The organism is Fusibacter tunisiensis (genome assembly GCF_016908355.1).
Lineage (GTDB): Bacteria > Bacillota > Clostridia > Peptostreptococcales > Acidaminobacteraceae > Fusibacter_D > Fusibacter_D tunisiensis.
Window position 1 is genome coordinate 25,903 of record NZ_JAFBDT010000018.1, and the last position, 20,906, is coordinate 46,808.

Annotated in this window: 19 protein-coding genes and 1 pseudogene; 12 read left to right on the plus strand and 8 right to left on the minus strand. The window is 40.0% G+C overall.

Features of this window, described 5'->3' with window-relative positions; translation table 11 throughout:
- Positions 1-22: 22 nt before the first annotated feature.
- The 6 genes from JOC49_RS09865 (at position 23) to JOC49_RS09890 (ending at position 9,828) form a co-directional block, all read left to right on the plus strand.
- Positions 23-3,199 (plus strand): efflux RND transporter permease subunit, encoded by a 3,177-nt coding sequence (locus JOC49_RS09865; protein ID WP_204664859.1) that lies wholly within the window; start codon positions 23-25, stop codon positions 3,197-3,199.
- Positions 3,200-3,283: 84 nt separating this feature from the next.
- Positions 3,284-5,221 (plus strand): ribosomal protection-like ABC-F family protein, encoded by a 1,938-nt coding sequence (abc-f, locus tag JOC49_RS09870; protein ID WP_204664861.1) that lies wholly within the window; start codon positions 3,284-3,286, stop codon positions 5,219-5,221.
- An 89-nt stretch (positions 5,222-5,310) separates the two neighbouring features.
- On the plus strand, positions 5,311-6,024 hold the full coding sequence (deoD, locus tag JOC49_RS09875; protein WP_204664863.1) for a purine-nucleoside phosphorylase: 714 nt from the start codon (positions 5,311-5,313) through the stop codon (positions 6,022-6,024).
- 120 nt (positions 6,025-6,144) lie between these two features.
- Positions 6,145-8,043: a PAS domain-containing sensor histidine kinase gene (locus JOC49_RS09880; protein WP_204664865.1), complete on the plus strand. Its 1,899-nt coding sequence runs from the start codon at positions 6,145-6,147 to the stop codon at positions 8,041-8,043.
- Between the two features lie 4 nt (positions 8,044-8,047).
- A complete protein-coding gene (locus tag JOC49_RS09885) occupies positions 8,048-9,169 on the plus strand; it encodes an HD domain-containing phosphohydrolase (RefSeq protein WP_204664867.1) in 1,122 nt (373 codons plus the stop codon).
- A 77-nt stretch (positions 9,170-9,246) separates the two neighbouring features.
- Complete coding sequence (locus JOC49_RS09890; protein WP_204664868.1) at positions 9,247-9,828, plus strand: TetR family transcriptional regulator; 582 nt, start codon at positions 9,247-9,249, stop codon at positions 9,826-9,828.
- Between the two features lie 100 nt (positions 9,829-9,928).
- Here the strand turns inward: JOC49_RS09890 and JOC49_RS13560 are convergent, their stop codons facing one another.
- Positions 9,929-10,690 (minus strand): integrase core domain-containing protein, encoded by a 762-nt coding sequence (locus JOC49_RS13560; RefSeq protein ID WP_207754717.1) that lies wholly within the window; start codon positions 10,688-10,690, stop codon positions 9,929-9,931.
- Positions 10,691-11,276: 586 nt separating this feature from the next.
- Here JOC49_RS13560 and JOC49_RS09900 point away from each other — a divergent pair.
- The 3 genes from JOC49_RS09900 to JOC49_RS09910 are packed head-to-tail and all read left to right on the plus strand — an operon-like array spanning position 11,277 to position 13,003.
- Positions 11,277-12,371 carry a glycoside hydrolase family 2 protein gene (locus JOC49_RS09900; RefSeq protein WP_204664869.1) on the plus strand — a complete coding sequence of 365 codons (1,095 nt, stop codon included), beginning with the start codon at positions 11,277-11,279 and terminating at the stop codon, positions 12,369-12,371.
- Positions 12,304-12,552 (plus strand): hypothetical protein, encoded by a 249-nt coding sequence (locus JOC49_RS09905; RefSeq protein WP_204664870.1) that lies wholly within the window; start codon positions 12,304-12,306, stop codon positions 12,550-12,552. Before JOC49_RS09900 ends, JOC49_RS09905 begins: the two co-directional genes overlap by 68 nt.
- Positions 12,542-13,003 carry a hypothetical protein gene (locus tag JOC49_RS09910; protein WP_204664871.1) on the plus strand — a complete coding sequence of 154 codons (462 nt, stop codon included), beginning with the start codon at positions 12,542-12,544 and terminating at the stop codon, positions 13,001-13,003. The genes JOC49_RS09905 and JOC49_RS09910 overlap by 11 nt, the downstream gene beginning before the upstream one ends.
- Here JOC49_RS09910 and JOC49_RS09915 read toward each other — a convergent pair.
- Positions 12,930-13,901, minus strand: a complete 972-nt coding sequence (locus JOC49_RS09915) for a tRNA dihydrouridine synthase (protein WP_204664872.1) — start codon at positions 13,899-13,901, stop codon at positions 12,930-12,932. The genes JOC49_RS09910 and JOC49_RS09915 overlap by 74 nt on opposite strands.
- 8 nt (positions 13,902-13,909) lie before the next feature.
- Positions 13,910-14,821: an SMR family transporter gene (locus JOC49_RS09920; RefSeq protein ID WP_204664873.1), complete on the minus strand. Its 912-nt coding sequence runs from the start codon at positions 14,819-14,821 to the stop codon at positions 13,910-13,912.
- Between the two features lie 143 nt (positions 14,822-14,964).
- Here JOC49_RS09920 and JOC49_RS09925 point away from each other — a divergent pair, with 143 nt between their 5' ends.
- The gene (locus JOC49_RS09925; RefSeq protein ID WP_243423686.1) at positions 14,965-15,171 is read left to right on the plus strand and encodes a 4Fe-4S ferredoxin; all 207 of its coding nucleotides are present in this window, start codon (positions 14,965-14,967) and stop codon (positions 15,169-15,171) included.
- A gap of 65 nt (positions 15,172-15,236) precedes the next feature.
- On the opposite strand, the gene JOC49_RS09930 is transcribed toward JOC49_RS09925, so the two are convergent.
- Positions 15,237-16,316 carry an FAD-binding protein gene (locus JOC49_RS09930; protein WP_204664874.1) on the minus strand — a complete coding sequence of 360 codons (1,080 nt, stop codon included), beginning with the start codon at positions 16,314-16,316 and terminating at the stop codon, positions 15,237-15,239.
- Positions 16,317-16,539: 223 nt separating this feature from the next.
- Between JOC49_RS09930 and JOC49_RS13385 the strand changes: the two genes are divergently transcribed.
- Both JOC49_RS13385 and JOC49_RS09935 read left to right on the plus strand, forming a co-directional pair.
- Positions 16,540-16,671, plus strand: a complete 132-nt coding sequence (locus JOC49_RS13385) for a thioredoxin domain-containing protein (RefSeq protein WP_279381211.1) — start codon at positions 16,540-16,542, stop codon at positions 16,669-16,671.
- A 12-nt stretch (positions 16,672-16,683) separates the two neighbouring features.
- Positions 16,684-16,992, plus strand: a pseudogene (locus JOC49_RS09935) (peroxiredoxin family protein); the annotation flags it as partial.
- 97 nt (positions 16,993-17,089) lie between these two features.
- On the opposite strand, the gene JOC49_RS09940 reads toward JOC49_RS09935, so the two are convergent.
- The 4 genes from JOC49_RS09940 to tsaA are packed head-to-tail and all read right to left on the minus strand — an operon-like array spanning position 17,090 to position 20,727.
- A complete protein-coding gene (locus tag JOC49_RS09940) occupies positions 17,090-18,166 on the minus strand; it encodes an ABC transporter substrate-binding protein (protein WP_204664876.1) in 1,077 nt (358 codons plus the stop codon).
- A gap of 1 nt (position 18,167) precedes the next feature.
- The gene (locus JOC49_RS09945) at positions 18,168-18,974 is read right to left on the minus strand and encodes an ABC transporter ATP-binding protein (RefSeq protein WP_204664877.1); all 807 of its coding nucleotides are present in this window, start codon (positions 18,972-18,974) and stop codon (positions 18,168-18,170) included.
- Positions 18,971-19,978, minus strand: a complete 1,008-nt coding sequence (locus JOC49_RS09950) for a FecCD family ABC transporter permease (RefSeq protein WP_204664878.1) — start codon at positions 19,976-19,978, stop codon at positions 18,971-18,973. The genes JOC49_RS09945 and JOC49_RS09950 overlap by 4 nt, the downstream gene beginning before the upstream one ends.
- Entirely contained in the window at positions 19,975-20,727 is a 753-nt protein-coding gene (gene tsaA / locus JOC49_RS09955) for a tRNA (N6-threonylcarbamoyladenosine(37)-N6)-methyltransferase TrmO (protein ID WP_204664879.1), read from the minus strand. Before tsaA ends, JOC49_RS09950 begins: the two co-directional genes overlap by 4 nt.
- Positions 20,728-20,906: the final 179 nt, after the last annotated feature.

Genomic DNA, 20,906 nt, shown 5'->3' on the forward strand with positions numbered 1-20,906 from the left:
GTTTAACTAGAAGGAGAATGACATGTTATCGAATTATAGTGTTAGAAAACCATATACCGTATTTGTGGCGGTGATTTTGATTATGATACTGGGTGTGGTTTCATTTATCAATATCAAAACGGATCTTTTGCCAAGCATTAACCTACCCTATTCTGTCATTGTGACCCAATATCCAGGTGCAAGTCCTGAAGAAGTGGAACTGATGGTTACAAAGCCTGTTGAACAGAGTATGGCTTCCATTAGCAATATTAAAAACATACAGTCTATCTCGCAGGAGCACATGTCCCTTGTAATTCTTGAATTTACAGAAAGCACAAACATGGACTCTGCTGTAATTGAGATGCGGGAAAGTCTGGACATGATTTCAGGGTATATGCCAGATTCAGTTGGCAATTCTATGATTATGAAAATAAATCCAGATATGATGCCGGTAAGAGTAGCTTCAATAGCTGTTAAAGGCGAAGACATATCGGATTCTTCTGAGTTCCTAGCATCTACAATTATACCTGAATTTGAAAGTGTAGAAGGTGTGGCTTCAGTTTCTGCATCTGGTCTTACAGACAATCAGATTCATGTTATTTTAAGCGACTCAAAAATAGAATCTCTTAATGAGATGCTAAACACTGAACTTGAACGTCAGATGCAAGAACAGATGGCCAACATGACGCCTGAACAGGTGGCCGCGTATCAAGCACAAAGCATGGATCAGACTTCAGATAATGCAGCGCCTGAAATCAAGTTGACACGCGACATGGTCGCTGGGATTTTAAAAGGTCAAAACTTCAGCATGCCAACAGGCTATGTCACGGAAGCGGATACGGCGTATTTGGTCCGTACAGGGGAAAAGCTAGAAGACTTGAATGCACTTAAAAACTTGACCGTTATGGTTTTGCCCGTTGAAGGGATGGCGCCGGTTACCCTAGAAGATGTTGCGGATGTGGTGTATATCAACAATGCAGAGGAGATTTATTCCAAAGTTAATGGAACGGATTCCGTTACGCTGACGTTTCAAAAGCAGACAGAATATGTGACTTCTGAAGTGTCTAAAGGCATTTCAGAAAAAATGACTGCCCTAACTGAGAGGTACCCTGAACTTGAAGTGGTTTCACTTATGGACCAAGGGGAATATATTGACATTGTTGTGGATTCACTCCTTATGAATTTAATTTACGGGGGCGGTCTTGCAATTTTAATCCTTTTGATTTTTTTAAGGGATTTAAAGCCAACCTTAATTGTTGGTGTTGCGATTCCAATCAGCCTTGTGGCAGCGTTTGTACTGATGTATTTTAGTGACGTAACTTTAAATATTATTTCTATGGGTGGTTTGGCACTTGGTGTCGGCATGCTGGTAGACAACTCTATTGTGGTTATTGAGAACATTTACCGCATGCGGCACGAAGGAAAACCTGCAAAAGAAGCTGCTGTTGATGGTGCCAGACAAGTTTCAGGTGCTATCATGGCGTCAACACTTACAACCATAGCCGTCTTTTTACCAATTGTTTTCGTAGAAGGCTTTACACGGGAAATTTTCACAGACATGGGTCTTACCATTGCTTACTCATTAATAGCAAGCTTAATTATTGCATTGACCCTTGTTCCGACAATAGCGGCACGTGTTTTGGATCGAGATGTAAAGAAGGACCATCCGTTTTTCGAGCGGATGAAAAGGGGCTATACACATGTGCTTAAATTTTCTTTAGCCCATAAGGCGCTTGTGATACTATTGGTAATTGTTTTGTTTGCAGGGAGTCTCTATGGGGCATTAAATATGGGGACAGAATTGTTTCCAGCTACAGATGCCGGTCAAATCAATGCAAGTGTAACATTGCCTGCTGGAAGTCAAACAGAAGCACTTATTGAAATTACAGATGCCTTAACTGAAAAATTTTTAGAAGTAGAATCCGTTGAAAGTGTCGGCGCTTCCATTGGTGGTGGTATGTTTGCAATGGGCGCAATGTCAGGTGAAAGTGGCGTTTCTGCAGATTTTTACATTACACTTTCTGAGTCTCGAGACAAAACCACAGACGAAGTTGCTTTGGAATTAAAAGCGATTGGTGAAAGTGATGCTTATGACCTTACAGTTGCCGGGTCAGATATGAACATGGCTGCACTGACCGGCGAAGGCATATCAATAGAGGTTTCAGGACGAGAATTTGAAACACTTGAAAGGATTGCCACAGACTTGGCAGAGAAAATTAAAGCCGTCGAGGGAACAGTTGAGGTGTCTAGTGGTATTGAAGAGACAGCACCAGAATATAGACTGATTGTCGATGGAGAGAAAAGCATTGCAAATGGGCTTACCACAGCTCAGGTATTTATGACAGTTAGCGACTTGCTTTCCGATGAAGAGGCTGCAACGACTCTTACAGGGACAACAGGTGAAATAGGTGTTTATGTCAAAGATACAAACTCAGAGTCCACAGTATCCCGTGACGATCTTTTGGAAGTGGCAATAGAAACACCACAAGGCAATCTTGTGAAACTAAGCGACATTGCTTCATTTGAAGAAGCGCAAGGCTTTAAAAGTATAAATCGAACCAACCAAGAACGTTACGTTACAGTGACCGCTCAGGTTGAGGAAGGGTATAATATTGGTCTTGTAAGTGATGATGTGGAAGCTATTGTTGAAGCTTATAATGCGCCTTCTGGGTACTCACTTAAAGTGGCAGGAGAAAATGAAATGATTCAAGATTCCTTTGAAGATTTATTTCTAATGTTGGCGCTTGCAGTGGTTTTCATTTATTTAATTATGGTGGCACAGTTCCAGTCTCTTTTGTCGCCGTTTATTGTAATGTTTACCATTCCACTCGCCTTTACAGGTGGCTTTTTCGGATTGATGGCAGTTGGTATGCCACTTAGCATTGTTGCTTTTGTTGGTCTGATCGTTTTATCCGGAATTGTTGTAAACAATGGGATTGTCTTTGTGGATTATGCCAATAAAATGCGTGAATCGGGATTGTCACTTAATGAGGCCCTGATTCGCACAGGAACCGACCGATTAAGGCCGATTTTAATGACAGCATTAACAACCATTTTTGCCTTATCCACAACGTCACTTGGGACTGGTACAGGAACTGAAATGATGCAACCAATGGCAGTGACTGCAATTGGAGGCCTTTTGTATGCAACTCTCTTAACCTTGATTCTGGTTCCGGTTATGTATGCCATTACCCATCCTGAAAAGCAAACTTTACAGTAGTCTAAAAATTACGTATACTTTTAGAAGATAGAGAGAACAGTGGCTTATGATAAGCCACTGTTTTTAGTTTAGGGGGGGTTGGGTATGTTTGAGTTATCAATGAATCACATTATGAAATATATGGGCACACATTTACTGTTCAAAGAATTGAATGTGCAGATTTTTTCAGGTGAAAGCGTTGGCATCGTGGGGCCAAATGGGTGTGGTAAAAGCACACTTTTGAAATTGATTGCAGGTATTGAGCCTCTTAACGTTTATATAGGGTCGTGGAGTGAAGGCTACGATTATGGATGGATTCAAAAACCAAAAGAAGCCACCATTGCTTATTTGGATCAAGCGCCTACTTACCCTGAAAATTATGATGTTGAAGCTGTTTTAAGAGATGCTTTTTCAGAGGTTCTTGAAATTGAACAAACGATGCGACAGTTGGAAAAACAAATGGCAAGTTTAGAGGGTGAAACTTTGGAGAGTGCCCTCAAAAAATATGCTGAGAAAAGTGCTGTTTACGAAGCAAAGGAAGGGTATGCCATCCAGGAAAAAATGCGTAAAATCTGCGTTGGACTTGGATTTGATGATGCTTTTTTAAAGCGGGAGTTTAAGTCTCTTAGCGGGGGGGAACAGACGCGAGTTGTCTTGGGAAAAATTTTGCTCGATAAACCAGATGTTTTGTTGCTTGATGAGCCCACAAATCACTTGGATACAGAGGCAATTGAGTGGCTAGAGGCCTATTTAAAGACATATCCTGGAATACTAATTGTGGTTTCCCATGACCGTTATTTCTTGGACCAAGTGGTTACAAAGGTCATTGAAATTGAAAATTTACAGGCGCAAGCGTTTAAAGGCAATTATTCCGCTTATGTGACTCAAAAAGAAGAACAAGTTCGAATTCAGTATGCAGATTTTCTAGAACAAAAAAAGAAGATCAAGCAAATGGAAAATCAGGTAAAGAAACTAAGAGATTGGGCAATCCGGGCAGACAATAATAAGTTTTTTAGGCGGGCTGCCAGCATTCAAAAAAAGTTAGAAAAAATGGACCGTGTTCAAAAGCCAAAGCTTGAAAGAGAAGCGATGGGCCTTGACTTGTCCACAAATTCCAGAACGGGTCGTGAAACGATTCGACTTGAAGACTTAACCAAGTCGTTTGATGAGAAAATGATATTTAAGGGCGCTGAACTTTTGGTTGCCTATGGTCAGCGTATGGCTTTGATTGGGCCAAATGGCAGTGGCAAGACCACGCTTTTAAAATTGATTCTAGGTGAAATTTTGCCAGATGGGGGCCGGGTAAAACTCGCTGAAACGAGTAAAGTCGCTTATCTTCCCCAGCAGATTGAGTTTGACACCCCTTCGCAGACCGTTTTAGACTATTTTAGGGAAGATCTTACAATCAGTGAAGGTGAAGCTAGAAAAGCTCTGGCTCAGTATTTGTTTTTTGGAGAACGTGTATTTACAACAGTTTCGGATTTGTCAGGTGGCGAGAAAGTGCGGCTAAAACTCGCAAGGCTTTTGTATGATGAAGTCAACGTGTTGATTTTAGATGAACCCACCAATCATTTGGATATTGATTCCATTGAAGCGATGGAGGAGGCGCTTGAGACGTTTAAAGGAACCCTGTTCTTTGTATCTCATGACCGCTATTTTATCAATGCGGTTAAGGCACAAATTGTTGCAGTTGAGTCACAGCAGTTGAAAGTGTATTTAGGGGATTACGATGCCTATAAAGCCACAAAAAAGGTAATTTCAGTCGAGGCTGAAACTCAAAAAAAGGATGTTAAAGAAACTGATTCGCAAAAATCTGCCCCAAATCAGACCAGAAAAGCGTCAAATAAAGTCAATTGGGTAAAAATTGAACTCATAGAGTCCGATATTGCAGTTTGTGAGGCAAACCTTCAGCGTATTGGTGAAGAGATGATGAAACAGGCCAGTGATTATGAGGCCCTAAATAAACTCAATGCTGAGAAAGAGACCTACCAAAACGAGTTGGATTTGCTTCTGTCAAAGTGGCTTGAATTACAGCCCAAATAAGATATAATAGATTTGTAGAGAATTCACAATGTAATTTTTAGGAAAATTAAGTAAAGTAATATCATATGGAATTAATAAGGAGGGTAATTATGATACCAACACCACATATAGGTGCAACAGACAAAAGTATGATTGCGAAGACAGTATTGATGCCGGGAGATCCCCTACGCGCTAAGTTTATTGCAGATACATTTTTAGAGGATGTTGTTCAGTTTAACAGTGTTAGAAATGTACTTGGCTTTACTGGGACTTATAAAGGCAGAAAAATATCTGTTATGGCAAGCGGCATGGGTATGCCAAGTATTGGAATTTATTCGTATGAATTGTATAAATTTTACGATGTTGAGAACATTATTAGAATCGGATCTTGTGGCGGTTATACTGCTGATATGAAACTCTATGATGTGATTCTTGCAAAGGATGCTTGGAGCGAATCTTCCTATGCGAAAGTTCAAAGCGGTTATGACAGTGCGGTTGTTGAAGGGACAAAAGCCTTGAACGATCAGTTGCTTCAAATTGCTTCAGACCTCAAGATTCCAATGCACGTTGAACGCATTCATTCTTCAGATGTTTTTTACCGTGAAAACTTTGAAGAATACAAAGACATCTATAACCAACATGGATGTGTTGCAGTTGAGATGGAGTCTTTTGCGCTTTTCCACAATGCCAATGTTCTTGGGAAGAAAGCAGCTTGTCTCTTAACCGTTTCGGACAACCTTGTAACACATGAATTAACAACAGCAGAGGAAAGACAAAACGCATTTACCAATATGATGAAAATCGCTTTGGAAATGGCTGAATAAACTTGATTTTGAGACCTGGGTATAAATTTTTGCCTAGGTCTTTTTTGTGTTTGTAAAGGCAATCATTTGGTAATAATATAGTAGCATATATATGACAAATGAACGAGATGGAGAGATAAAATGAAGCATTCTCATTATGAAATTCAATTTGAAGCGCTATTTGAGCGCACCCAAGACGCTGTTTTTTTATTGGATCTTGATGGCAGACACATTAAAGTGAACCAACGCGCCTGTGATATGTTTGGGTATACCCGAGATGAAATGCTAGACTTAACGTATGAAGATTTATCCGTTGACCAGGGAAAAAGTAGAGAAGTACTAGAAAATATTAAAAATGGCGTGGAAGTCGGGAGATATAGGCGGCAATTTAGACACCATGAGGGGTATGAAATACCTGTGGAAATTGCAGTTGATCTGGTGTGTAATACCAGTGGAACGCCTTTATATATCCAAAGTATAGTGCAAGATATTAGTGAACGCGTTGCCTACGAACAGCAAATGGCTTACTATCATTCTTTTAGAGAATTGATGCTTCAGATGGCGATTGAGTTTATCACTGTATCGATGGAAAATATGGACCACGAACTCTATGAGCTTTTGTCCCGGGTTGGGGCGTTTTCAAAAGTAGACCGTGCGTATTTGTTTGAGTATAATTATGAAACACAAACAACTTCAAATACTTTGGAGTGGTGTGCCGATGGCATTGCCTCTGAAATTCAAAACTTGCAAGATATTCCTTTTTCTGAAATTTCCCATTGGTTAGAGGCCCATCAAAATGGTAGGCGCATTTATATCCCCAATGTTTTGGAAATGCCACGAGAAGACAAGGTTCGAAAAGTTCTTGAAGCGCAAGGCATTCAAACGCTTTTAACCGTGCCATTCGGTTCAGACGAAACCTGTTTTGGTTTTGTGGGTTTTGATATGGTTCGGGAAATTAAAGTATGGTCTGATGAAGAACAAGCCATGCTTGCCATGTTATCTGCCTTAGTGGGCAATGCTTATATGCGGAAACACCATGAACAGGCGCTTCATTCTGCCTATAATGAAGCAGAAATTGCAAATATGGCAAAATCAAATTTTTTAGCAAATATGAGCCATGAAATCAGAACCCCACTTAATGGGATCATTGGTATGCTTTCTTTACTCTTAAAAACGGAATTGACACAGATACAGCGGGAATATGTTGTGGCTGTTGAAAAATTTTCCAGAGCCTTATTAACCACACTGAATGATATTTTGGATTATGCCAAAATTGAACACGGCACTTTTTTTATAGATCAAACTGAAGTAAAACTCAGGGATGTTTTTTCAGAAGTAGAGGTCCTTATGTCGCCGCTGATTTACAACCGCCCAGTGACTTTAAAAGTAGTTGTTGAAGATAAATTGCCGGGGCGTGTTTATACAGATGGGGGTCGAATTAAACAAATTTTACTAAATTTAGTCCACAACGCGATTAAATTTACCGATGCAGGTACAATCCAACTTCATGTAGATTTTGAACCCATAAATGGCCTCTTGAAGATGGAAATTACGGACGATGGCATTGGCATGGATGCAGATCAAATTAAGCGTGTATTTGAGCCATTTATCCAAGGCGATGCGGGCACTGCTCGAAAATTTGGGGGAACTGGCCTGGGCCTTACGATTGTAAAGGAAATTATCGACCGTATGGGAGGCACCATAGAGATTCAATCGACGCCAGGTGCAGGGGCTTGTTTTAAAGTTCAAATTCCAATTGATACAATTTCGAGTACAAAGGACGTGTCTGACGATGATTTGCTTGAGTTTGAAGCTGCTGAAAAATTAGACGCATGCCTTATGAGTCGATTTGAAGAATTATCTGAAGCGGTTGCTTCCCAAAGGCCAAAACATTGCAAAGAAGTGCTCGCTGAAATTGAACAAAAATGCCCTGATGTTAAGGATCAAATGGCTTACCAAATGTTGGTGGCTTATATTCGAAAGTTTGATTTTGAAAAAGCCGGCCATTTAATTCATCTGTTCATAAAGCGACTGAGGTGAAACCATGAAACCCCTTGAAAACTGTAGCATATTAATTGTAGATGACACGCGGGTTAATCTTGAAATCCTGGTTGAAATTTTAGGAGACCATTATGAAGTTGCAGTTGCCACTGAAGGACGCTCTGCACTGCGAATGCTTGAAACATATGTGTTTGATCTGATTCTCTTGGATGTTATGATGCCCGAGATAGATGGTTTTGAGGTGATGCGCCAGATTAAGGCAAACCCCAAAACAGCTTCAATATCCGTTATATTTATTACGGCGCTTTCAGAAATTGACCATAAGACGCGAGCTTTTAATTTGGGCGCTGTGGACTACATTGTTAAGCCTTTTAATATGGATGAAGTTTTATCTCGAGTTAAAACGCATTTATCCCTTAGACTGGCGCAGATGGCCCTTGAAAATCAGAATGCAAAACTCGAGCGGAAAGTAAGGGAAAGAACCGAAGAAATTAATCTGATTCAACAAGCCACAATGATGAGCTTTGCAACACTTGCAGAATACAGAGACAATGAAACGGGTGCCCATATCAGGCGGATTAAGGAGTACTCTAAAACCATTGCAAGAGCCCTCCAAAGACACCCAAAGTACAGAGACTACATTACGGAAACTTATATTGACTTGTTGGGGGATTCATCGCCCTTACACGACATCGGAAAAGTCGGTATTCCAGATGCAATTTTGCTTAAAAATGGAAAACTCACAGAGGCTGAATACGCGATCATGAAAAACCATACAACCTATGGAAAAGCCGCAATAGAATCTGTTGAAAATGACTTGATTCAGCTCCCCTTTTTAAACATGGCAAAAGAAATTGCTCAATCTCATCATGAAAAGTTTGATGGAACAGGTTACCCACAAGGACTTTCAGGTGAAAAAATTCCAATATCTGCCAGAATTGTTGCTGTAGCAGATGTTTTTGACGGTTTATCCAGCCGTCGGGTTTATAAACCGCCATTTCCTTTAAATGAAACAGTGGGCATAATCATTGAAGGGAAGGGGACACACTTTGATCCAGATGTTGTAGATGCATTTCTGGCTTGCATTGAAGAGATTCGTCAAGTGGGGATAGCACAGGCAGATTCTGACGAAGAACGCGATGCGTTAAATATGTCTTTATTTTAATAAAAAAATCAAGTATAATGGAAACTAGGAAACCGAGATTGGTTTTCTGGTTTCCATTTTTTTGAGGAGGGATGTTTGTGGATGATAGTGTTTTAGAATTAAAAGAAAGGATTGTGGATGCAGCAATTGTCGCATTCAACGAAAGTGGTGCAAGGTTCACGCTTCAAGAAGTGAGTCGTCTCCTAAATATTAGTAAGAAAACAATTTATACCTGTTTTGAAAGTAAGGAAGCCCTAATCGAAGCCATGATTACAACCGGTTTTGAAAGTGTTAAAGAAAGTGAACGCCTTATAATTGAAGAGCCGAATTTAAGTACGCTTGAAAAGATTAGGAAAGTGGTGGTCATTATTCCTGAGAAATACGCAGATCTTGATTTTAAGAAGTTTGAGAGTATCAAAGCGCGTTATCCCAAACTATACAAGCAGATTTTAGACCATATTGAAACGGAATGGGAGCCGACCATTGCACTGATTGAGCAGGGAATGCGAGAAGGCGTTATTCGGCAGCTTCCGATACCGGTGCTTAAAACCATTATTGAAGCATCTATGGAGCGATTTTTAGAAGGTGAACTGGACAGAACATCTGGAATGGATTACATAAAAGCACTGGACTGGATGATGACAATACTTCTAGAAGGGATTACAAGTGAGGTAGTGTAAAGTAACCTATGAAAAAACAACATAAAAAAAATAAGATCTTTTATGTTGAAAAAGTGAAAGTTAGAGCAAAGTCCGTCGCCCTTGACCCTCCATCTGAGCGCTACATGGGCATTCCAAACACTGGCGATAACTCAAGAACAGTCTGCTGACCTAGATAAAGGAGAATCTGCCACTTTCCAGGCATGTTTTGAGCATTATCTATCATCTCATGAGCATTTAGGGGTTTGTAGCCAAAGCTAGAATGCCTTCGAAGGAAGTTATAATAAGCAACCCAAAGTGCAACAGAGTAGTTGGCACCGTCAAAGTTGTCATAGCCACATGTGCATCGGTAAGATTCTTTGAAAGTGCGATTAAGTCGCTCCACAACTTGTTTGTGAGGCCTAAATTCCTTTGAAATGGCATCGTCGTTGGCTAAACCGATGACCTGTGTGATATCAAAAACAAGGGGTTCATCCATTAAGGCAAATTGCTGAGCAGCAAGCGGATAAGCACTGTAGCCATCAGCAATAAAGGTACTGGCTTTTTCGTACTGATAATGTTCAACAAAGGGTTTGATTAAGACCGCAGCGGTTTTGCAGTAGTTAGCTACCATGGTGTGAGAAATATTGATACCATAAAGGTCTTCAAGTGCCTGTGCTGTTTTCCTCAAAGAAAGTCCAAGATTGACATGAAGTGTCAAACACAAGGACATAACGTAGGCATTTTGCTTTCGAAATTTGAGAGATGAAGCATATTTAGGCAATGAATCGAGAGGCATGGTAAAAAAATCTACAGTGAACTTACGGTAAAGATAATGGAGTTTATGTTTGTATTTCTCACCACTTTCAATGGTTTGAGGATGAACTTTTTTAAGGTTTTTCAAGTAATAAGCACATGATTTGTTGACACACTTATGAAGTTTGAAAAATTTTCTGTTTTTAATCGGTGAGAGTGTGTGAGAACAATATGGACACTTTAACTTAAGAGGTTTTGTGACTTTTTCACCGGTAAGGAAAGTTTGTCCGCAGACTTTACACTGATACTGGCCTTTACCACCGTTGTTATCATACATGTAATGATGTGGTGCGCCACAACGAGGACACTGAACATCTTGAGAAATCTGTTGACCGTTTCTTCGCTGTACTGGTTTAAGAGATTTTTTATAACGCCACTGGTAGTACTCAAGTAAGAAAAGCCAGTCGTGTTTGATAAAGGTTTGAATGATAGGCAATTTATCGGTTTTAAATTTCTGGTACTTTGGCGAGTGTGTATCATCATGAGCCCACTGGCCAAGAGGAATATATTTTGAAATAAAGAGCGTTAAAAACCTAATAATTTGATTTTGGTGTGGGAACTTAAATTATAACCGAAAATAGGGGGTCATTGTTTTTTTATTTAAAAAATAGTGAAATCCTTTGAAAAAACAGTGTTGTTAAATAAATCAGGGGTGTAATACTTTACACTACCATATGACTTATGGGGGTCTTTATAGGGAAGCCTATCTTGAGGTTTTGCCTAAGCAGCATATTGACACGGTTTTTGTGCACACCGCACTTGGAAATGACACTTCGGCCACATTGAATTTGGAGATTGCCTTAAATGCGTTTTTTAAGCCCATGACAGTTCACGTGGAATTGGCATCTGTTCAAGACGATAAAACGGTGGCTTTAGGGCCTATTGCCATAAACAGTCAAGAGACAACGCACATCTTTCAAGTGGCATCAGTACAGCTATGGTCACTTGATACGCCCAATCTTTACTACCTAAGGCTTAAAGAAGAGTCAGGTGAGCTGTTGAAAGAGATCCGTTTTGGATTTAGAAGGATTGAAGTTGTCAGAGATGGGATTTTTTTAAATGGGGAACGCATAAAAATAAGAGGTTTAAATCGCCATCAAAGCTACCCTTATGCTGGGTACGCTATGCCCAAATCTGCTCAAGTGCTGGATGAAGATATTTTAAAGTGGGAATTGGGGGTAAATTCAGTAAGAACATCCCATTATCCACAATCTCATCATTTTGTGGATCGGTGTGATGAGTTGGGCCTTTTGGTCTTTATGGAAATTCCAGGCTGGCAGCACATCGGGGATTCAGAGTGGCAATCCATAGCAGTGAATCAAGTGTCTGAAATGGTGGTTCAATATCGAAATCATCCTTCAATTTTTTTGTGGGGTGTTCGTATTAACGAGTCTCAAGACAATACAGAATTTTACACGGCAACCAATAAAAAAGTCCATGAACTGGATCCAACCCGAGTAACTGGTGGCGTGCGTTATACTCGGAAAAGTGAACTTTTAGAGGATGTTTATACCTTTAATGACTTTTATCACAGTGGTGACAATGCCGGTATTCAGCCTAAAAAAAAGGTGACATCTAATAGGAATGCCCCTTATCTAGTAACCGAGTTTAACGGCCATATGTACCCGACTAAATCTTTTGATGATGAGGGTCATAGACTGGAACATGCCTTAAGACATGCCCGTGTACTGGATGCCTTGTATGAATCAAACGAAGTCTTGGGCGGCCTCTGTATATGCGTCTCAGCAAAAAGAAAAGCCTGTCCTTGAAATTAGTTCAACGATGAATGTCGGTGAATACCCTGGAAGTTTTAGAGGAGATGTTTATGCTTTTACAAATGCAGATCAGTTAAATGTTTATAAAAACGATGTTTTAATCCAGTCCTTTAATGGTAAAAACACACCATTTGGTCACTTGCCACAAGGCCCTATTTTAATAAATGACTTTTGATGACATTGCAGGTTTGTATACGCGGTACATTGGAGATTGGGGGCAAGAAGCCACCACATATCGATTTGAAGCCCTTCAAAATGGTGGGGTCTTTGCTCAGGTTATTAAAGGGGCGTCCAGCAACGTTTATTTGAAAGTCACAGTGGACCGAAACGACCTCATTGACGCGGTGACATATGATGTTGCCACACTTAGAATTCGGGCTGAAGATGAACATGGAAATCTATTGTCTTATTATCAAGAGCCAATAAAAATGACACTTTCTGGACCTATAACACGTATTGGACCTGACCTTTTGGTTTTGAGGGGTGGTCAAACTGGGACATACATTAAGACAACTGGCCAGTCAGGTAAGGCCGAGGTCATATTGCGTTCGCCTACAGGTCAGGAAGTGCGGATTCCGTTTTCAGTGACCCATGTGCCTCAAGTTGATCCAACAAGTCCTGAATAAGCGCGTCGTAGGCTTGTAGCGTCGAGCAGGTTTTTATGGCCCTATCATAGGAGAGACCATTTGGAATGAGGGGGAGAAGGGGTGTCCAAAACCCTTTCATAACATTAAGAACTTTGGTTTCAGTTCGGGCAGCATCTTTTGTCCCTTGATACATTTCAGTGTGAAATCGTGAGATTTTAGTAAAATCATAGGAGAGCCCCTTTTTAATTTCGCCGATTAAAAAGGGGTTTTTTATAATGCCCCGACCTAGCATAACGCGATCTACGGTAGGAAACCTTTTCTTTAGTGTTTCAAAATCCGACCTGGTGAAAATATCGCCATTTAAGCATACTGGAAACGGAAACTGAGGGAGAACTTCTTCTACCATATCCCAATTTGGTGTGTTGTTATAATAATCTTTCTGGACTCTAGGATGAATTATTAATTCCACCATGGGATATTTTTTAAAGAGTTCAGTTAGGTGGTAGAATTCATTGGGATCGTATTTGCCCAGTCTGGTTTTGACAGAGATTTTGGGGCGTGTATGGGTGAAAATACCATCTAAAAATCGATCAAGGGCTTCTGTGTGAAAAAGAAAAGACGACCCTCTGTTTCGAGAAGCTACAGCCTTTGAAGGACAGCCTAAATTTAAGTTAATTTCTGGATAACCCATTTTGTGAATGGCATTTGCTGTTTTTATGAATTCACCGGCATCATTGGCTAAAATTTGAGGCACTAAGGTTTGATCCAGTTGATTTTCTGGCAATAATTCTTCAATCTCGTTTCGGTTGAGGTCTACATTGGGATCTGTAGATACAAAGGGTGTAAAATACTTATCAAATGGCTCGAATAAACGGTGATAGGTATTTCGGTATAAGCGATTGGTGATGCCATCTAGAGGTGCGAGATAATAACGCATAAGAACTCCTATAAGTTAATTAAAACCAGTGCAACCAAAGTTAGGGCAATGGCGATTTTATTTTTGTTTTGAATGTGTTCTTTGTAGATGAGTAAACTTCCAAGATTAATTAAGACGATACTGCCTGCACTATAAATTGGAAATGCAACAGATGTTGTGATGGTATCCAGAGCCAATATGAGAAAATAGGAACTAAAGAGGTTTGGGATGCCCACGGCTAGCCCCAATATTAAATCGCGTCTTGTAACAGGACTCTTTTTTAAACGTGTATATATGAGACTGATTAAAAATGCCACAAAGAATACGGCAAATAAGAACACATCTTTATAGGCGTTTAGGGCGTATTTTTGGAAAATTTTATTTGAAAATTCTGCAATACCACCAAAACTAAATAGCATGAGCAGTGTGAGGTTGATTTCAAACATTTGCCTTGTTTTTTTGGACAAATTTACAATTACAATGGAGATTAGTGCTAGAAGAATTCCAATCCATTGTAAGGCTGTGGGCAATTCACGCCACAAAAGAATTGAAAAAATCATGGGAATAAGAATCCCTAATTTTGCAAAAGTTCCAGATAAGCCTGCCCCATTTTCCCGCACACTTTTCTGATAGTATATAAAAGATAGAAAAAAGAATGCGCCAGCAATGCTGCCTATAATTAAGGCCCAAAGGGTACTGTCAGCTTTCGATAGGACACCTGCATCTGATGAAAGTGTCTTAAGCAGTCGGCTCCAAAATCCTGGATCAAATGAAAGCGTGTCCAGTAGGCCTTTAAAGATAATCATCAAAAGACTTGTGGAAAAGGCTACAAAATAGTTGGTAGTTGTAACGGCATAGCGGTTGGTGCCACTGCCTTCAGTATACTTAAAAATCAAGGCGATGGACGCACTGCAAAGTGTGGCGAGAAATAAATAAATCATGAAGACCTCCCGTAGTTTGTCAATTTAATATACCAAAAGTCCCCATAGATTGTCTATATAATTCATATTGACTTGGCAATTCCCTTGGTATCGGATATAATAATTGCGGCGATAGTTATAGAGGATGGAGGCGAAGTATAAAAATGTATGATTTAGATGTTATTGTTATAGATGAGATGTGTGTACAAGGGTGTCATTGCCCTTCGCTTACAGTTTGTCCAGTCAATGCAATTACACGGGAGGGACAAAATCCACCGGAAATTGATTTGGATCTTTGTATCCGTTGTGGCAAATGTATTAAGTTTTGTGCACAGTGTGCCATTCAGTTTGATGAAGTAGAAAGTGCATAAGTAAAGAAGCGGTTGCAATACCAAGTGTTGGTGTGCAACCGCTTTTTTTATGAAAAGTGTAAAAGCTACTCTAAGGCGGTTAGCCCTGATTTCATAACCCATTTTCGAATCGGAACTGAATACATTCCTGGTGATTTTAAATGTTTGAAGGCAATATTGCGCCTAATGCTTCCACAAGATTTATGGTATCTGAGTTCCGCACCTTCAAGGCCTTCTTGGAGTGCTAGAGCTAGCTTCTGAGCGGTGTCCATGGCATAGCTATAGCCCTCTGCCGATGTAGGACTTGTGGCGCCTGAAGCCTCACCAATTAAGGCAAGGTTTAATCCTTTGAGTTTGAAATTCAGGTGTTTTAGAGATTTAGAACGTTCAATAAATGCCCCTTCTACTTTTAATGGTTGTGTTAAGTCGAGGCCTAAATAGGTACTGAGCTTTTGGGCGAGTAGGTTGTATTTAGCATGTGCATCTTCTGTAATCGGAATGGCAGCGCCCACTATAAGGGCATCACTTTTTTGTATGGTCCACCCGTAATAATCAGTGATGTCTCTGTCAAATATACCGGTGTAATACGGTTGGTTGTCTTTTGATGAATACCATTTTTGGATGCTGATGTATTGCTTAGGTGTTTTTAAATTAGGGGGTTGTAAAGAACGTCTGACTAGAGAATTGGCACCATCAGCACCGACGATAAATTTTCCGAGAAGTTGTGTTGCATTTTCATCGCCTAAAGTTATACACCAGTGGTCTTCTTGGCGATTAATGGTTTTAACAAGCTGAGACATATAGAACTGAACAGAATTTGGTATTAATGAAAACAGATATCTGTCAAATTTTTCTCGGTCTAAATTATAGTAAAATCTCTGGTAGGTGCGTTCTAACTGATTGTCAAAGTCCAATGTTCTCACTTTAAAAAATTGTGGTGATTCCATAATGTTGAGTGGAACGGTGAGATTGAGTTTGCCAAGCATGGCTTGTGCAGCAGGTGACAGTAAACCGCCACAAGCTTTGTTTGGTCCCTTAATGGTCTGTAAATTTAAAGAGCGTCGATCAATAAGTGCAATTTTGTAAAGGTTGTTTTTATCTTGTGCCAGTAGTCTGGCAAGTGTACTGCCTGCTGGTCCAGCACCAATAATGATGATATCGTACATAAAGAATCTCCTTAGAATGAACTTGTTTTTTTTAGCCTACCATATTATTTGTTGAATAACAATAAATAAATGCTGTAAAAAGGCAAATCACCACCCTGTGGGGGGATGTAAGCTGGTGACTATTTTCAAAAAATAAACAATTTTATAAAATTAGATTGTGCAAAATTTAATTTGTGATATACTAAACCTAACAGATACAAAATATCAAATGTGGAGGTTTACTATGGCCAGTGTTGAAGTGAACAAGGTGGCACCAGATTTTGAGCTTATTGACTTTCAAGGAAATGGGTTTAAGGTGTCATCCTTAAAGGGCAAGAAAAATGTTCTTTTGGTTCTAAACAGAGGATTTGTTTGACCTTTCTGCCAAAAGCACATGATGCAGTTGCATCAAGATTATGCAGCATTTCAAGCGCGTGATACGGAAGTTGTTATTATTGGGCCGGAAAATGCAGAAAAATTCAAAAAATACTGGGATGAACATGAGCTTTCTTTTATTGGATTGCCTGATCCAGAAGGGTCAGTCCTTAAACTCTATGGACAGCAAGTTAAAATTTTTAAGTTGGGACGGATGCCAGCTCAAATGATTATTGACAAAGAAGGGATTCTAAAATACGTTCACTATGGACACAGTATGAGCGATATCCCGGACAATCAAGAACTTTTGACACTTTTATAAAACATAAAAAAAAAGAGATACATGCCAAAATTTTATACGGTATGTATCTCTTTTATTTTATGAGCCAAAGTCTTTCAAAATCAGACTTGTTGGTTAATTACTCGGGGATTATATTTTCAACGTCACTTGGTGACAGTTCATAGCCAAAGAATAAATCCATAAATTCTACCAATCTTGCGTTAACATCCCAAGTTACGAAATCGGGGTACATAACATCAGCTAACCATTGAGCGCCCATAAGTCGCATAACCGATGGGGGTCTGTTGAGCCAGTCAAATGGTAGATTTGGGACTGTATAGAGATTGCCAGTTTTTACAGCATCAACATTTTGCCATACAGAATCCTGTGCTGTAACCGTCTTTTTGACTTCTTGATCAATGCCTGAAAAATCACTTAAAAAGATTAGTTCTGGATTCCAAACAATGACTTGCTCGATGGTTGTATCAAAGCGTCCGGCAGAGCCGCCATCGGCTACAATTTCGCCACCAAGAAGTTCAATCAACTCAACGTTCAACGACCCTTTTCCCGATGTTTCAAGGGCATCTTGGCCTGAACCAAGATAAACTTTTAGTTTTTCTTCTGATGCAATAGCATCTTTAAACGTATTAATTTCTGCCTGAATGCCTTCTGCATACTCCGCTAGAGCGTTACCCCGATTGACTGCCCCTAAAAAGTCGCCGCCTTTTTTATAAGCGTCAGACAATGCGTTAAATGACCCATCAATCATAATAACAGGTATGCCCAATTCTTCTTGGATGGCATCGCTGATTCCAATCCATTCTTCGTTAATGTCTCCAAGATTGATGAGAACGTCTGGATCCAGTTTTAAAATTTCTTCAATATTGCCTGTGAAGCTTGTGCCGGCCCAGCGTCCAAGGACAGGTAAATCAATGTATTCCTGTGGTAAATAAACAAAAGCACTTTCGTTTAAGTCGTTGTTCCAGCCTATCATTTTTTCTGGAACTAAGGTATACAAATAGATGGAACTCATTAAGCCGGTAGAGAAAACACTTTCAATCTCTGTTGGTATTTCATGCGTTCTACCCGCATCATCTACAATCGTTCGCATGTCAGGTGTTGTGGCATTGGAATTTGGTGCATCAGATTGACATCCTGTCATCACCATAATTACTGCAAGAATGAGTATGAGTGGTATTGAAATTTTTCGGTACATATTAAGCCTCCATTTCATGAATTTTTGGGATGCATATTTTAAAAGGATATGCTTGTGAATTTATTTCTATGATGTTTGCATCAACTTTATAGAGCTTCTGAATCGCCGATTGGGTGATAATTCGATCGGGTATATCCATTTGTCCAATTTCGCCTTCTTGCATGAGCATAACTTGTGTTGCATATTGAAAAGCATCGTTTGGCACATGTGAAGATAAGATAATAATATAACCCAGTTTGCTTAAACTTCTAAGGTGGTTGAATACTTTTGCCTGGTTTCCAAAATCGAGATTTGCAGTGGGTTCATCTAGGATTAAGACTTCAGCCCCTTGGCAAAGTGCTCTGGCAATTAAAACCAGTTGACGCTCGCCACCACTAATCTCTGTATAATTTTTGTCTTCAAGATACTCTATTCCAAGCGTTTTTATGGCTTCATGTGCTATTTTTCTATCTTTTGGTGTAGGGGATGCAAACCTATTAAGGTGGGCTGTTCGCCCCATGAGTACCACATCAAAAACTTTGAATGGAAAGGGTGGGGTATGACTTTGGGGGACATAAGCAAATTTTTTGGCCCGTTCAGCTTGGGGTAAATGGCTTAAATCCATTCCATTAAAAAAAACACCGCCATCATTGGGGGTTAGAATGCCAGTTAACAGCTTAAAAAGCGTGGTTTTTCCAACGCCATTTGGGCCAAGCACAAATAACAAATCCCCTGAATCCGCTTTAAAAGAAACTGAACGCACAACCGTATTGGTATCTGATGTATAAGCAAATGTTAAGTTTTCAACAACAAGTGATTTTTTGTTCATTGCCATCCCCTCCTTGAGTGAAGCAACATATAGATGAAGAAAGGTGCACCAATTAATGAGGTTAAGATACCAAGTGGAATCTCGACTGGAAAAACGGTACGCGCAAGTGTATCCACAATTAACAGATATATGCCACCAATCAAAAGTGAACCAGGCAATAGTTTTTCGTAATTTGGTCCAACGATTGATCTTGTAAAGTGCGGAACAATGAGGCCTACCCATCCAATAATACCAGCTATAGATACAGCAGATGCTGTCATAAGTGTTGTTGCAATTACCACTGCGAACCGTATCCGGCGTGTTTGTATTCCAAGTGACCTGGCTTCTTCTTCACCAAAAGCCATGGCGTTTAGTGGCCACCGAATCGCGTAAAGAATCACTGCCCCAATTAAGATTGGGAAAATGACTTTTGACAAATCATCAAGTCCAATTGAAGCTAAACTCCCCATAAGCCAGTAGGTTATGGAAGGCAACTTGTCATAAGGGTCTGCAATATACTTCAGGGTAGAGGTCAAGGCTGAAAAGGTTGTTCCAACCAGTAATCCCGTTAAAATCATAGTCAATATGGCATCGCTTATTTTAATGCGGGAACTGATGACATACACTAAAACAACTGCGAGTAAGCTGAAGACAAATGCCATCAATTGAATCCAAACTGGATCTAAGGAAAGCATAATTGCAAGTGAAGCGCCAAATCCTGCACCTGCAGTGGCACCAAGGATATCAGGTGATACCATTGGATTTTTAAACAGTCCTTGATAGGCGGCCCCTGACATGGAAAGAGAGGCACCAACTAAAATAGCTGCCAATGCACGCGGAAATCGAACGGTTTTTATGATGTCTGAAGCGACGCTCTTTTCAGCGAAACCAGACCCAGTCAACTGTTTGAAGACCACATCCATTACTTCGGTTATGTGTATGGGATACCGCCCAAACATCAAAGACAGTAAAAGGGTTATGCTAAGTGCTATGAAAATGAGTGCAAATCGGCTATAGTGTTTCATGTTATCACCACGCCGCCTACATCTGTATAGCTTGTTTCTGCAAGCAGGATGTCCTTATGAAACCACAAGACTTCTGTTTTTTCAGTTGAATATTTAAAAGTTAACCGAGAAGGTGCAACAAATTTCGCTCTTGTGATGCCCTGAAGACTTTCCAGCAGACAATAATTACCAGTAATTTCAAGTCTAAGGTCTCTTGCTTGTAGGTTCGGCACATGATTGGAAACTTTCATGGCCATATCCACAGCGGTTTGAAGCATGTCACATTTTTCGCCATGATAATTTTCTGCCAGTGTTTCCATTCGCTTGCGCCTTATGACGTCATTTTTTGAATTGATAAAGAGGGTTTCAGGTGCAAAAACACTGTCTTTGTCAAAATAGGGTTTTATATCCACAATTGGTGTTCCGTGAATAACGTCTAAATCTGAAACTGTAAGACGGTTGCCTTCAATTTTAAGAAGTTTCACTAAGGTTAGGGCAACTGGGTTAGGTCTGTTGGGACTTCTCAGTGCAAAAACCCCAAATGATTCCGTCATACTGCTTATTTTTCTTGGCACGGATTGAAGATGTGTCCGGTCTGATTCATGAAGCCATGAAAGAACCCATAAGTGTGAGTTTTTTTCAATGTGCTTTAGGGCCGGTTCAAATTCAGGTTTGATGCAGATGGTTGAGGTAACGCCCAAGACTGGAATATCTTTTGTAATTTTATAGTCGGATTCTACATACCCTATTGGATCGATTTCATATTTCAAGTAATTACCTCCTAATGTCTTTGTTATCATTTAAGCACAAAAAAAGAAAAAAATATGTTGTTTGAACAACATCAAACATCATATTTTAACTAAAATAGCCGAGAAGTCCCCCGCCTCTAAGCCACCTTGCTCACGGAGTGAGAGTGCAGGTGGGGGATGAATCGACTTGTTTTTGACCC

Bases quoted from the DNA above. Each gene is read 5' to 3' on its own strand.
- JOC49_RS09865 (WP_204664859.1), top strand. From the start codon at position 23: ATGTTATCGAATTATAGTGTTAGAAAACCATATACCGTATTTGTGGCG.
- abc-f (WP_204664861.1), top strand. From the start codon at position 3,284: ATGTTTGAGTTATCAATGAATCACATTATGAAATATATGGGCACACAT.
- deoD (WP_204664863.1), top strand. From the start codon at position 5,311: ATGATACCAACACCACATATAGGTGCAACAGACAAAAGTATGATTGCG.
- JOC49_RS09880 (WP_204664865.1), top strand. From the start codon at position 6,145: ATGAAGCATTCTCATTATGAAATTCAATTTGAAGCGCTATTTGAGCGC.
- JOC49_RS09885 (WP_204664867.1), top strand. From the start codon at position 8,048: ATGAAACCCCTTGAAAACTGTAGCATATTAATTGTAGATGACACGCGG.
- JOC49_RS09900 (WP_204664869.1), top strand. From the start codon at position 11,277: ATGACTTATGGGGGTCTTTATAGGGAAGCCTATCTTGAGGTTTTGCCT.
- JOC49_RS09905 (WP_204664870.1), top strand. From the start codon at position 12,304: ATGAATCAAACGAAGTCTTGGGCGGCCTCTGTATATGCGTCTCAGCAA.
- JOC49_RS09910 (WP_204664871.1), top strand. From the start codon at position 12,542: ATGACTTTTGATGACATTGCAGGTTTGTATACGCGGTACATTGGAGAT.
- JOC49_RS09915 (WP_204664872.1), bottom strand. From the start codon at position 13,901: ATGCGTTATTATCTCGCACCTCTAGATGGCATCACCAATCGCTTATAC.
- JOC49_RS09920 (WP_204664873.1), bottom strand. From the start codon at position 14,821: ATGATTTATTTATTTCTCGCCACACTTTGCAGTGCGTCCATCGCCTTG.
- JOC49_RS09925 (WP_243423686.1), top strand. From the start codon at position 14,965: ATGTATGATTTAGATGTTATTGTTATAGATGAGATGTGTGTACAAGGG.
- JOC49_RS09930 (WP_204664874.1), bottom strand. From the start codon at position 16,316: ATGTACGATATCATCATTATTGGTGCTGGACCAGCAGGCAGTACACTT.
- JOC49_RS13385 (WP_279381211.1), top strand. From the start codon at position 16,540: ATGGCCAGTGTTGAAGTGAACAAGGTGGCACCAGATTTTGAGCTTATT.
- JOC49_RS09940 (WP_204664876.1), bottom strand. From the start codon at position 18,166: ATGTACCGAAAAATTTCAATACCACTCATACTCATTCTTGCAGTAATT.
- JOC49_RS09945 (WP_204664877.1), bottom strand. From the start codon at position 18,974: ATGAACAAAAAATCACTTGTTGTTGAAAACTTAACATTTGCTTATACA.
- JOC49_RS09950 (WP_204664878.1), bottom strand. From the start codon at position 19,978: ATGAAACACTATAGCCGATTTGCACTCATTTTCATAGCACTTAGCATA.